At 48.4% G+C, this 12,950-nt stretch carries 13 protein-coding genes; 12 read left to right on the top strand and 1 reads right to left on the bottom strand.

The features are described from left to right. Nucleotides 1–8 precede the first annotated feature (8 nt). Genes nhaC through aspA form a run of 3 tightly spaced genes read left to right on the top strand, consistent with a single transcriptional unit; the run spans nucleotide 9 to nucleotide 3,940 of the window. Nucleotides 9–1,442: a Na+/H+ antiporter NhaC gene (nhaC, locus tag M662_RS02510; RefSeq protein ID WP_008634380.1), complete on the top strand. Its 1,434-nt coding sequence runs from the start codon at nucleotides 9–11 to the stop codon at nucleotides 1,440–1,442. Nucleotides 1,443–1,480: 38 nt separating this feature from the next. After that, complete coding sequence (locus tag M662_RS02515; RefSeq protein WP_026578819.1) at nucleotides 1,481–2,497, top strand: asparaginase; 1,017 nt, start codon at nucleotides 1,481–1,483, stop codon at nucleotides 2,495–2,497. Between the two features lie 30 nt (nucleotides 2,498–2,527). Further along, nucleotides 2,528–3,940 (top strand): aspartate ammonia-lyase, encoded by a 1,413-nt coding sequence (gene aspA / locus M662_RS02520; RefSeq protein WP_026578818.1) that lies wholly within the window; start codon nucleotides 2,528–2,530, stop codon nucleotides 3,938–3,940. Here the strand turns inward: aspA and M662_RS02525 are convergent, their stop codons facing one another. Next, nucleotides 3,941–4,291, bottom strand: a complete 351-nt coding sequence (locus M662_RS02525) for a helix-turn-helix domain-containing protein (protein WP_026578817.1) — start codon at nucleotides 4,289–4,291, stop codon at nucleotides 3,941–3,943. Nucleotides 4,292–4,402: 111 nt separating this feature from the next. On the opposite strand from M662_RS02525, the gene M662_RS02530 reads away from it, so the two are divergent. From M662_RS02530 to M662_RS02570, 9 genes are all read left to right on the top strand, one after another. Next, on the top strand, nucleotides 4,403–5,380 hold the full coding sequence (locus M662_RS02530; RefSeq protein ID WP_026578816.1) for an asparaginase: 978 nt from the start codon (nucleotides 4,403–4,405) through the stop codon (nucleotides 5,378–5,380). 170 nt (nucleotides 5,381–5,550) lie between these two features. Beyond that, the gene (locus M662_RS02535; RefSeq protein ID WP_008634390.1) at nucleotides 5,551–6,186 is read left to right on the top strand and encodes a 2OG-Fe(II) oxygenase; all 636 of its coding nucleotides are present in this window, start codon (nucleotides 5,551–5,553) and stop codon (nucleotides 6,184–6,186) included. A 206-nt stretch (nucleotides 6,187–6,392) separates the two neighbouring features. Beyond that, nucleotides 6,393–7,373, top strand: coding sequence for a YncE family protein (locus M662_RS02540; RefSeq protein WP_026578815.1), 981 nt, complete (start codon nucleotides 6,393–6,395; stop codon nucleotides 7,371–7,373). Beyond that, entirely contained in the window at nucleotides 7,370–8,035 is a 666-nt protein-coding gene (locus M662_RS02545; protein WP_026578814.1) for a response regulator transcription factor, read from the top strand. Before M662_RS02540 ends, M662_RS02545 begins: the two co-directional genes overlap by 4 nt. Then, nucleotides 8,013–9,449: a sensor histidine kinase gene (locus M662_RS02550; RefSeq protein ID WP_236096533.1), complete on the top strand. Its 1,437-nt coding sequence runs from the start codon at nucleotides 8,013–8,015 to the stop codon at nucleotides 9,447–9,449. The genes M662_RS02545 and M662_RS02550 overlap by 23 nt, the downstream gene beginning before the upstream one ends. 17 nt (nucleotides 9,450–9,466) lie before the next feature. Further along, nucleotides 9,467–10,030 (top strand): SCO family protein, encoded by a 564-nt coding sequence (locus M662_RS02555; RefSeq protein ID WP_026578812.1) that lies wholly within the window; start codon nucleotides 9,467–9,469, stop codon nucleotides 10,028–10,030. A 19-nt stretch (nucleotides 10,031–10,049) separates the two neighbouring features. Further along, complete coding sequence (locus tag M662_RS02560) at nucleotides 10,050–10,787, top strand: FixH family protein (protein WP_051348995.1); 738 nt, start codon at nucleotides 10,050–10,052, stop codon at nucleotides 10,785–10,787. Nucleotides 10,788–10,963: 176 nt separating this feature from the next. Next, entirely contained in the window at nucleotides 10,964–11,350 is a 387-nt protein-coding gene (locus M662_RS02565) for a YbaN family protein (RefSeq protein WP_008634393.1), read from the top strand. A 117-nt stretch (nucleotides 11,351–11,467) separates the two neighbouring features. Beyond that, a complete protein-coding gene (locus tag M662_RS02570) occupies nucleotides 11,468–12,943 on the top strand; it encodes an acyl-CoA carboxylase subunit beta (RefSeq protein WP_051348994.1) in 1,476 nt (491 codons plus the stop codon). Nucleotides 12,944–12,950 lie beyond the last annotated feature (7 nt).

A 12,950-nucleotide genomic window follows, 5' to 3' on the forward strand; every position in this document is an offset into this window, starting at 1 on the left:
AGATTGCAATGAAGGAAGCAAGGTTACCGTCTCTATTGGAAGTCTGTTGTGTGCTGGCTGCGTTTCTGGCTGTGGTGTTTTCGTTTACCGCGCTGTTGGAACTGCCGATTCAGCTGGCGCTGTTTGTCGGTTGGTTTATCGTCATGTTACTGGGGTTGAGATTGGGTTTTACGTATGATTCCTTGCAGGGTTCGATCATCAAAGGAATATCGAACGGGTTGGAAGCAGTCATCATCTTGATGGCGGTTGGTGCTTTAATCGGTACGTGGATTGCCGGTGGGGTCGTTCCAACGATCATTTATTATGGTCTTGACTTCATTCATCCTTCTATCTTTTTATTAGCTACTTTAATTATATGTGCGTTGACATCTCTTTCCACAGGAACGTCCTGGGGAACTGTCGGCACCGCCGGGATTGCAATGATGGGAATCGGTGAGGGGCTTGGGCTTCCGCTTCCGTTAGTAGCAGGTGCAGTCTTGTCCGGTGCTTATTTCGGAGATAAATTGTCACCGCTTTCAGACAGTACGGTGCTGGCTGCATCGATGTCGAAAGTCAACGTCATTTCCCACGTGAAATCGATGTTGTACCTTGATGTACCAGCGTTTATCATTACGGCTATTCTCTTTACAGGAGCAGGGTTCTACCATGGCAGCGGCAATATCGATCTGGACAGGGTCCAATCGATCATGACGTCCTTGAATGATACCTTCAACATCAGTCCGCTTATGCTTGCACCCGCGGTTATTGTCATTGGATTGTTGATCATGAAGAAGCCGTCCATCCCGACGATTTCCTTCGGTGCATTGGTCGGGATCATATGGGCCGTATTGTTTCAGAATGCGGATGTCGTGTCATCCATTGAGACAGCTTACAATGGATTCCAGATCAGCTCCGGCTCTGAATTCATCGATGAATTACTGAACAGGGGAGGCATAAGCGGAATGCTCGGCTCCATTGCGGTCATCATTCTCGGTCTTGGTATCGGAGGTATGCTGGAGAAGGTGGGCGTATTGACCGTCATCATGAACACGTTCGTGGACAAGATCAAGAATGCCGGGAGCCTTTCTGTATCAACAATTTTTACTGGGTTGTTCACCAATATTTTCGGCTGTGCGATGTATGTGTCGCTGATTTTGACACCGAAGCTGATGGAAAGCAGTTATGACAGACTACATATCGACCGCAGGGTTCTATCAAGGAATACGGAGGTCGGCGGGACGATGACATCCGGAATGGTGCCGTGGTCGGATAACGGGATTTTCATGGCGGGAATCCTCGGTGTGTCGACGTTGTCTTATCTGCCGTTCATGTGGATGAGCTTCGTATCGATTGCGCTTGTCATCATCTACGGGTACACAGGCAAATTCATCTGGTATACGGATGGAGCAGAAACGGAAATAGAAACGGATATGGAAGAGGATGTATCTGATATAGCAAAATGACAGAGAAGAAAAAGGAAGCAGGGAAAGGGTGTTCATCAATGAAAAAAATTCTTCTTATCGGTACGGGCGGAACCATTGCCTCGGTCGAAAGCGAGCAGGGACTCACGCCGGGGCTGAGTCCGGAGGAAATGGTCGGGAGGCTCGAATTTCGCTTTCAGTGTGATGTAGATTGTATTGTGTCCTTGAACTTGGACAGTACGAATATTTACCCGAATCATTGGGTCAAGCTTGCGACAATGATCCATGACCATTACGACCACTATGACGGGTTCGTCATCACCCACGGCACGGATACAATGGCCTATACGGCAGCAGCGCTCGATTCGATGCTGATGCATTTGGATAAGCCGGTCGTCCTGACAGGTTCACAAATACCAATGACACTGGTCGATTCCGATGGAGAACAGAACTTGATGGATGCCGTTCATTATGCAGCGGATGGTCTGGCCGGGGTGTATATCGTCTTCAACAGTCGTGTCATCAAGGGGACGAGGGCGATGAAAATGAGGACGAAAAGTAAGCACGCGTTCGAGAGCGTCAATTATCCTTACGTCGCTTATGTTGATAATACACGCATCACTTACCATTCAAAGCCGTTGGACGCGGAACGCGGACGTCGGTTGGAGCTGGAGACGAGGTTGTGTACGGATGTCTTCGTCCTGAAGCTCTATCCGGGTATCAACCGAGAGATTTTCCGCTTCATTTCTACTAGCTACAAGGGTGTCATCATCGAATGTTTCGGCAGCGGGGGGATTCCATTCTACGAAGTCGACCTGGCAGAAGAAGTGAAGGCCTTGATCGACGCCGGAGTCGTCGTTGTGCTGACGACGCAATGCTTGGAGGAAGGAATCGACATCGACTTGTATGAAGTGGGAAGGAAGATTGATCGAAACCAGGTCGTCATTTCCCAAGACATGAATACGGAAGCTCTGCTTGCAAAATTGATGATCTATCTTGGAAAATACGTTAATATGCAGGAAGTCATCGATAACATCCATTTGGATATTGAGAAAGAAAGCGACGATTCGCTGTTCAGCTGCGACATCTCGCTGTGAATTTCAAAAAACAATGAAGGAGGTTTCATCATGTATAAAGTACAGACAACTCGAGTAGAAAAAGACTTCTTAGGAGAAAGAGAGATTCCGGCAGACGCTTATTACGGGATTCAGACACTGCGGGCATCCGAGAATTTCCCGATTACAGGTTACAGAATCCATGAATCTCTCATCACCTCCGTATCCATGGTGAAGAAGGCCGCGGCGGAAGCGAATGTTTTCACGGGGCGCTTGTCCGCCCATTTGGGAGACGCCATCATTGAGGCGGCTTCAGAGGTTATTGAAGGGAAGCATCACGATCACTTCATCGTCGATCCGATTCAGGGTGGAGCAGGTACGTCCATTAACATGAATGCAAACGAAGTAATCAGCAACCGGGCCTTGGAAATCCTGGGCCGTGAAAAAGGCGACTATAAATTTTTAAGTCCGAATACGCACGTGAACATGTCTCAGTCCACCAACGATGCGTTTCCAACAACGATTCACCTGGCCGTGCTTTCACAGCTGGATCTGCTTCTTGATACGATGCGCCGTATGCAGGTGGTATTTATGGAGAAGGCGGAAGAGTTTGATACCGTCATCAAGATGGGACGGACGCATTTACAAGATGCTGTTCCGATTCGTCTCGGACAGGAATTTGCCAGCTACGGCAGAATGATCGGGCGGGACATCGAAAGAATTTCCGGTTCGTTGGAGAAATTATACGAAATTAATATAGGGGCGACAGCGGTCGGTACCGGGTTGAACGCCGACCCTGCCTATGTCAGCAAAGTCGTGGACCGCCTGCGGGACATCAGCGGCTATCCGGTTGTTTCCGCGGAGAACCTTGTGGACGCTACAGCCAACACGGATTTATATACGGAGATTTCCGGCTACTTGAAGACGTGCATGTTGAACATGTCCAAGCTTGCGAACGATCTTCGATTAATGGCTTCCGGTCCACGTGCCGGTTTGAATGAAATCGATCTTCCGGCGCGCCAGCCTGGTTCCTCCATCATGCCTGGGAAGGTGAACCCTGTCATGGCAGAGGTGATCAATCAGATCGCTTTCCAGGTGATCGGCAATGATCAGACGATCAGCCTCTCCTCAGAAGCAGGGCAGCTGCAGCTGAACGTCATGGAGCCGGTGCTCGTGTTCAATTTGTTGGAGTCCATCAAAATCATGAAGAACGGTTTCGGAGTATTCACCGATTATTGTGTGAAAGATATTAAGGCGAATGATATGGTGATGAAAAACAATGTAGAGAACAGTATCGGTATTATTACCGCACTGAATCCTTATATCGGATATGAGAAAGCGTCGGAAATTGCTCGAAAGGCCCTGCGTACAGGACAGACAATCAGGAATATCTGTTTAGAAGAAGGGGTGCTGACAGAATTGGAACTGAACCGTATTCTTGATACGCATAAGATGACAAGCCCCGGCATCGTCAGTATGGATTGATTACTGTCTGAGCTGACGTTTTGTCCTTACGAATGCCAGGAAATCGTGAAGCTCATCTTCCGTAGCGGCGGCACCGTCAATGCGGATTTCCCAATCCGGCGGCTGGTTGGAATCGTCCAACAGAACCATTTTTTGATCATCGGGAGAGCGGGGATCGTCGGTGCGGTTCAATAGATAATCGATCGAGGTATTCATGATATCGGCCAGTTTGATCAGAGAATCCAGCGAAGGCTGGCGGTATCCGGATTCATAACCGGCATATGTACTTTTGGCGATGCCGAGCTGGTCGGCCGTTTCCTGCATCGTCCATTTCTTTTGTTTGCGAAGTTCAGTGAGTCTGGTTAATTTCATTTGGTAATCCTCCCATGACTTAGTATAGCTTAATTGGAGTGCATACCAAAATCATTCCTGTCTGTTATAGTAGATAGAGCTTTAGGATTTTATAAAAAAGGTGTGGAGATAATGAAACGAATTCTTCTCTTGTCGACAGGTGGAACGATCGGATGTATCCAAACGGAGGAGGGGCTGATCCCGGGCATTCCCATCCAGGATCTGGTCGGTTATCTGCCATTGAAGGAAGAGGACGTACAGATTGATACGGATACGGTTCTCAACATCGATAGTACGAACATGCAGCCGGAGCATTGGGAAGAGATAGCAAAGGCTGTCTATGCGCATTATCCGGACTACGATGGGTTCGTCATCACTCATGGAACGGATACGCTGTCCTATACATCCGCAGCCTTGTCCTACATGCTGCCGAATCTGCAGAAGCCGGTGGTATTGACCGGCTCCATCCAGCCGATCGATGCACAGAAGACGGACGGAGTGCGGAATTTGACGGATGCTGTTACCTATGCAAAACAAGGAGAACCCGGTGTGTTCGTCGTCTTCGGCGGACGGGTCATTGAAGGAACGCATGCGGTCAAAATGAGGACCGAAAGCTATGATGCGTTTGAAAGTATCAACTATCCATATATTGCTTATATCGAGGGCGACCGTATTGAGCCTAATATGGATGTGCCGGATCGTGTGGAAGGTGATTTCCGCCTGGAAACAGGGCTGTGCACGGATGTTCATTTGTTCAAGCTGTATCCGGGAGTCAAACCGGAAATGTTAAATCTCATCAAAGATCATTTTCAGGCCGTCATTATTGAAACATTCGGAAGCGGCGGACTGCCGTTTCTCGAGCGCGATCTCACCAAAACCGTAGAAGACCTGATCGGGGAAGGGAAGATCGTCGTCATCACGACACAATGCCTGGAAGAAGGAGCGGACTTATCGCTCTATAAGGTCGGCAGGGTGATCGATCAGGAGAAGGTCATCCTTTCGAACGATATGAATACCGAGGCGCTGCTGCCGAAGCTGATGTGGGCGATGGGGCGGACCTCAAACTTCTCCGAATTGAAGCAGCTCGTTGAAGGCTCTTCCAGTCCATGAGGCAGGAAGAGCTTTTTTTGGATGTCCGATTTCATATGTGAACAATTTTGTAAATTTTATGAAAACCAGCAGAAAAAAGGAGAGAAAAATGATAGAATAGCTTTTATATCCATAAAGATATGCCTTTGTTTTGTAAGCGTTTTATCAAATGAGAAAAGGTTGATGAATAAGTGGCAACACATGTAAATGAAGCATCTATTTTCGATCATACGGGAAGCAGGATTGTGACAGAGGATCGTGACGTGACGATTCTTGCGAAGATGGAAGAACCGAAGATCGCTATATTGGGAAATGTCGTCAGTGAGGAAGAGTGTGAAGCGTTGATCCGTCTGTCGAAGGATAAGGTGAACCGTTCCAAAATCGGTTCCGATCATGATGTGAGTGATATCCGTACGAGCAGCAGTGCGTTTCTGCCGGACGATGAGTTGACGGGCAGGATCGAGAAGCGCCTCGCTCAGATTATGAATGTGCCGGTGGAGCATGGAGAAGGGATTCATATCCTTCATTATAAACCGGGGCAGGAATATAAAGCGCACCATGACTATTTCCGTTCTACTTCCAGAGCCGCGAAAAACCCGAGGATCAGCACCCTCGTCCTCTACTTGAATGATGTCGAAGAAGGCGGGGAAACATATTTCCCGGAAATGAACCTTACCGTCTCCCCTCACAAAGGAATGGCGGTCTATTTCGAGTATTTCTATAACGATCCTGCGATCAATGAGCGTACGCTTCATGGAGGTTCGCCGGTCACTGCCGGAGAGAAGTGGGCGGCAACGATGTGGGTACGGAGGCAGCAGTATCGATAAAGTCTCTTCCAAAGCGCAGAAAACTTGCTTAACAAATAAAAGAGGAAAACACCTCCATAGAGAGGTGTTTTTTCCTATGAAAATGCGTTTCTCCTTTCTTTCCATGATTTTGAAATAATTGCCTGGAATTTCGCAAAGATTTCATAATTATCTTTTATACTTATTAGTAACTGGACAGGATGATTGGATAAGGTTGGGAGGACGGTATGAATAAGTGTTGGATGTTTTTGTTGTTGGTCCTTTTACTTCTATTGTCCGGCTGCCGGGAGGACAAGGTTGTGATTCCGCAGGGGGCGGCAGATTCGATTGTTATTTCCCACTTGAAAGACAATCGGATGTCGTTTCTGGATCCGGAGGGTAATTTGTTGAAGGATACAAAGGTTGGGACCGTTATTGCTGATATGGAAAGGATCGATGATCTACATATAGCTTTCACGACGAAAAAAGAGGATTTCCTGGTCCTGTTGAATTTGGAAACAGGGAAAACAAAGAATTGGGCGGATGTCGGACCGGATGTCAATAAGCTACTTTATGTAGCAGACAGCCACCAGTTGTATCTGGCAGACAGTAAAAACAATCAGGTACAGGTGTTTGATACAGAAAAAGAGGAGATTACGGGGATGATACCAGTCGGTTCTTTTCCCCTTTCCATGGTGACGGATGATCATGGAGAAATGCTGTATGTGTTGAATCAGCAGGATGACTCGGTCTCCGTCATTGATACGAAGACTTTTGAAGTGGTTAGGGAAATTGCAGTTCCCCATCTGCCGGAGGGGCTGTGGTATAACGATTCTAAACTGTATATCGGCGGCCATGGACCGGTACATGGTGAATTAAACCGCCACGTCTATGTGTTTGATGTCGACAAAGGGGAGCAGATGGATCGGATAGCTGTCGGCTTGATGCCGGTCAATCTGTACAGCCCGGAAGGAAGTTCGAATTTGTATGTAGTCTGTCACGGGTCTCATGAAGTAGTGAAGGTCCCGTTCGATGATTATGAAAACAAAGAGACGGTTAAAGTGGGAGCGAATCCTTTTGACGTCATCTCCCAACATGGCAACCTCTATGTATCAAGCATCGACAGTGATAAAGTAACCGTCATGGACATCGAATCGTTCGAAGTCACAAGGGAAATTGCTGTAGATGGAGGGCCTGTAACGATGATAGCTGGAGGGAAAGAGGAATGAACATATTAGTTGTGGATGATGAGAAGGAAATGATCCGCCTGATTACTTCGTATTTAGAGGCGCACAGCTATCAGGTGTGTACGGCCCAGGACGGAGAAGAAGCAGTTCGATTGCTGAAGACAAAAGAAATCGACCTTGTCCTGTTGGATGTCATGATGCCAAAGATGGACGGAATGGAGGCCTGCAGGGAAATCCGGCGTTTTTCTGATGTTCCTGTTCTGATGCTGACGGCGAAGAGCCATGAAGACGACCGGGTGTATGGTTTGAAGGTAGGAGCGGATGATTACATTGTCAAGCCGTTCAGCCCGAAGGAACTGGTAGCTAGAATCGAAGCTTCTCTCCGTCGTACGAAAGGCTTCCAGATAGAAGGAGAAGGATACTTCAGGTATAAAGAGATAGAAGTGGACTTGAAAGGACATGTCGTGCGGGTCGAACAAAAGAAAGTAAATTTGACGAGAAAGGAATTTCAACTGCTCGCTCATTTAATCCAGAATCAAGGCCAGGTGTTCACACGTGATCAACTGCTTGACCGTGTGTGGGGATTTGGAAGCGAAGGGACGATGAGAACCGTAGATACCCATATCAAGACGTTGAGATTGAAGCTGAAGTCAGCAGGAGTTTACGTGCAGACGGTTTGGGGTGTCGGCTATAAATTCAATTAGAGAATGGCTGAAAGCGATTGGATTGAAACAGAAGATATGGGTGACGATGGCTGTAGTTTCCATCGGAGCTGTACTGATCGTCATCGGACTTACCTACTTTCTTTATGAAAGATTTTATGTAGACAATCAGAAAGACACGCTTCTTCTACAAGGAAACAATCTGAAGGATGTGTATATGGAAGATGGGGAGGGAGGTACCTTCCAGGAGCGTCTGCGGTGGATGAATGAAAATATGGAAGCGGAAATCATCTTTACTCAGAATCCAATGGAGCTGAGCGGTGCGCTGCCTTATGAGGAACCGCTGCAGGAATCATTGATCACTTTTGAAGAGAGGCAGAAGCTGCTTGATGGTGAAACCGTTACCATGGTCCGGCAGCATCCGCTCTTTGAGCAGGATATTCTGGCTGTGGCCATTCCTTTGCTGGAGGGAGATGCTCTCTCAGGTGCCGTATTTTTGTATATGCCCCTGGACGATGTCTATGCGCCCTTTCATTCCATTTCTCTTATTTTAATCGGGGCGATTCTCATTCTCTTATCGTTGTTAGTGTGGGCGGGGAGGAAAATAGCTGCCCAGCTTGTGCAGCCGTTGGAGAATATGAGGATGATCTCTGAAGAAATGGCCGGTGGGGATTTTACCAAGCGGATGGAGGTTGTTTCATCGGATGAAGTCGGTGCTCTTGCCCACTCTTTCAATCGATTATCTCAATCGCTGGAGGAAGTTGAGAACAACCGGAGAGAGTTCCTTCAGAACGTTTCCCATGAATTACGTACCCCTCTAAGCTATATGAGAGGATATACAGAGGCGATTATAGAAGGAGTCATGGGAAAGGAAGAGGAAAAGAAATATATCCGAATCACTCATCAGGAGACAATCCGGCTCTCCCGGCTGGTTCATGATCTGCTCGACCTGGCTCAGCTGGAAGGGGAGTCGTATCCGATGCAGCTGGATATTCTTCCTTTCTCACAGCTTGTCCTGGAGGTGGTGGAAAAGTTCCGACTGCCTTTGCAACAGAAGGGGATGGATTGTAAGGTTGAGCTTGATGAAGAGCTGATCATTAAAGGGGACGCAGATCGTCTCGAGCAAGTCTTAAGCAATCTCCTGGATAATGCCATCCGCTATAGTCAAGAAGGAGATGGAGTGACGATTAATGTGCGACAGGAAGAAGACCGTGCCCTGCTTGAAATTCACGATACAGGGGCAGGAATACCTGAGAAGGATTTGGCGAAGATCATGGATCGATTCTATCGTGTGCATAAGTCGAGATCGAGAAAAGAAGGAGGATCTGGTCTCGGACTTGCCATCGTCAAGCAAATTATCGTCAAACACGAGGCGGACATAAATATCCAATCTAAAGAAAACGAGTGGACGAAAATTACTCTTTCCTTTCCTTTATTGGATCTGGAAGATGAATAATGAAAGGTGTTGTTTTCATGAAGCGATACGTAATGGTTCTGTTGGGAGTATTGCTGCTGGCAGGTTGCGGCGGGGAAATTGAGTCGAACATGTCAGGCTCTGTCCAGTCTTTCTCCTTCACGACGCAGGATAACGGTAAATTAAGTAACGAAGATTTAGAGGGAGATTGGTGGGTGGCTGATACGATTTTCACAAATTGCGAGACGGTCTGTCCTCCGATGACGAATAATATGGCTGTGCTGCAGCAGAAAATGGAGGAAGAAGATATCGATGCCCAGCTTGTCTCTTTCAGCATCGATCCGGAAAATGATACACCGGAAGCGTTGAAAGAATTCGGCGACAAATTCGGAGCGGACTACGACAACTGGTCCTTCTTGACAGGGTATGAATTCCAGACGATTAAGGAATTATCCATCAAGTCGTTCAGCAACCTGGTCGACGAGATCCCGGATTCTGATCAGTACATGCACGGGACAAGCTTCTTCCTCGTCAATCCGGAAGGGAAGGTCATCAAGAAGTATGATGGAACGAAGCGGAGCGAAATGGACAAGATTGTGGAAGATCTGAAGAAAGTCCAATAATGAAAGGGAGTGCTTCGGAATGGGCAGGAAGTCAATAATCGGAACTTTTCTTATGGTTGGTATACTGCTGATGCTCACGGCATGCGGAGGGGAAGACAACGCGGAACAGCAGGCGGCGGATAGTGATCTGGTACCTCTCGACGTCCGTTTCTCAACGACTCCGGAAGAACAGCTGGAACCTGGTGACACTTTCACCTTACAGGCCCATGTAACGAAAGGGGAAGAAGCTGTAAATGATGCCGACGAGGTCCAATTCGAGATGTGGCAGGACGGTCAGGATGAGGAAGACCACAAAATGCTCGAAGGCGAATCAACGGGGGACGGCATGTATGAGGTCGAAACCTCTGTAGAGGAAGCGGGTCTGTACTATGTCGTTTCCCACGTCCAGGCAAGAGGATCTCACAACATGCCGAAGGACGAGCTTGTCATCGGAGATGTCGATTCTGCACAGAAAGAGCCTTCGGAAGAGGAAGGTGGGATGGTCCATATCATGATGGAGGAGCCTGTTGAAAAAGGGGAAGAGACGACCTTGACCGCGCATGTGATGGAAGCAGAAGCGCCGGTGGAAGGTGCGGACGTCCGTTTCGAAGTGTGGAAAGAAGGGGAAGAGTCCCATGATTTCGTCGATGCGGAGGAAGCGGGAGAGACGTATACGGCTGACTATGTGTTCCCGGAATCCGGAACCTATCAAGTGAAGCTGCATGTGGAAAAAGGGGACTGGCATACCCATAAAGAGAAAGCCATTACCGTGAACTAGAGGAATCTGAAGTTTCTTTCATACATAAAGGAAAGAAGGTATTAATAGGTCGCACCTTTGGCGTAGGGCGGCCTTTTTTTGTATGGAAACAATTACTGACGGTTACGAATGGAAATTATGAAGGGAATCAGGTTAACATAAGAAGAGATACGACGAATGTAGTAAGGGGTTAATCGATGAAACAGTTTGTAAAGGTACTGTTGATCGTCATTGGCAGTATATCACTCGGTCTTGGCGTGTTGGGAATCGTTCTCCCTCTGGTTCCGACGACACCGTTCCTGCTGTTGACAGCAGCTTGTTATGTGCGCAGTTCCGACCGTCTGTACAATTGGCTGATGACGAATAAATGGTTCGGTTCCTATATCCAAAATTATAAATCGGGCAGAGGAATTCCTGTCAAAGCGAAGGTATCTGTCCTGATCATGATATGGTTTTCCTTTCTTTTCTCCGCGTTTTTCATTGCTCCGAACGTATGGCTGAAGCTCGGTTTTATTTTCGGAGGATGTTTCTTTACCGTCGTGATCTATCTCACGAAAACGTATCGTCCGGAAGAAGATAAGTAGGCGCTCCTTTGGAAGAGAGGAGCGTCTTTATTTGACTTGGAATATAATTGAATTTTCAGAACGGTAAACGTATAATCGAAACATACCGACTGGTTAGTATGTGAGGGGGATACGATAGTGGAGGGAAAACAGGAAAGCTTAGTGAAACAGCGGAAATTAAGTGCAAGGGAACGAATCGATCTGCTTGCGGATGCCGGGTCGTTCTGGGAACTAGGGGCGGCCGCACATTCTCCGGTACCTGGTATGGAAGAGCGGACACCGGCAGACGGACTGATCGGCGGCATGATCCGCGTGGAAGGGAGAGAGGCGGTCGTTCAGGCGATGGACGTCCGCGTGCTGTCCGGAACAGAGGGGGAAGTACACCTGCGAAAGAGTGAGTTCTTCTATTCTTATGCGAAGAAACGGAAGCTGCCGCTGTTCAACTTATGTGAAGGCGGAGGACTGCGGATGCCGGACGGGATGGGTTCCGACGGCATTAGTGACAAACTATTCCCTCACTGCATGCTCGATCATGGGAGGGAAACACCGGTCCTGACTGCCATACTTGGAGAATGCTACGGCGGTCCGACATGGATGGCCGTCACCTCCGATTTTGTCACTCAGGTGAAGGGAACGGGGATGGCCGTAGCTGGACCAAGGATGCTCGAAATGGCAAGCGGGGAGCGGCTGACAGCGGACGATCTTGGCGGAACCGGCGTCCATGCCGTCCACACGGGTCACATCGATCACATAGCGGAAACCGAGGAAGATGCCATCGAGATGCTGCGCACATTTTTCCGTTACCTACCTTCCAATGCAGAAGACACTCCGCCGGTCGTTCACAGCGGGGATGGCGATCGGAGGATTGATGTAATGGACATCGTACCTGCCAATTTGCGGCGCCCTTATGATGTGAGGGAGGTTATCGAAACTCTGTTTGATCTGCAGACGTTCATGGAATACCGATCGTTTTACGGAAAAGCACTGATCACCGGTTTTGCCCGTCTGGACGGGCAGGTAACCGGGATCGTCGCAAACCAACCGATGCAGATGGCAGGTGCACCGGGACCGGAGGAATGTGATAAAGCGGTGGATTTCATCTGCCTGTGCGATTCCTACCATATTCCCCTCGTCTTTCTTCATGACACGCCTGGTTTCCGGATCAGCAGCCAGGCGGAGAAGCGGAAGATGGCTTCGAAGATTATGAACTGGAACACGGCCCTTGCTAAGTCGACGGTGCCGAAATACTCGGTCGTTCTCCGAAAGAGTATTGGAGCCGCTTATGGAAATATGTGCGGACCCGGAATGGGAGCAGACGTCGTCGCTGCCTGGCCGGAGGCGGAAATCAACTTCACCGGTCCTGAGGTCGGTGTGAATGTGGTGTATGGAAAGCATATTCAACAGGCAGAAGATCCGAAGCAGGAACGAGCCAAATATTTAGAGCAGTGGAATTTCGACAGCTCTCCGATGAAGGCAGCAGGCAAATTTCTGATTGAAGACATTATTGAACCGGAAGCTACCCGTTCCTTTCTTCTCCGTTTCCTTCGATCGGCGACGGCTTCCGGTCCAGTGAAAAGCGACAGACGTCTCGCTGATTGGCCGATGTCGCAGTAGGAGGGAT

Origin of the sequence: Bacillus sp. SB49, assembly GCF_000469135.2 — a bacterium.
In the GTDB taxonomy this organism is placed as follows: Bacteria; Bacillota; Bacilli; order Bacillales; family Halobacillaceae; genus Halobacillus.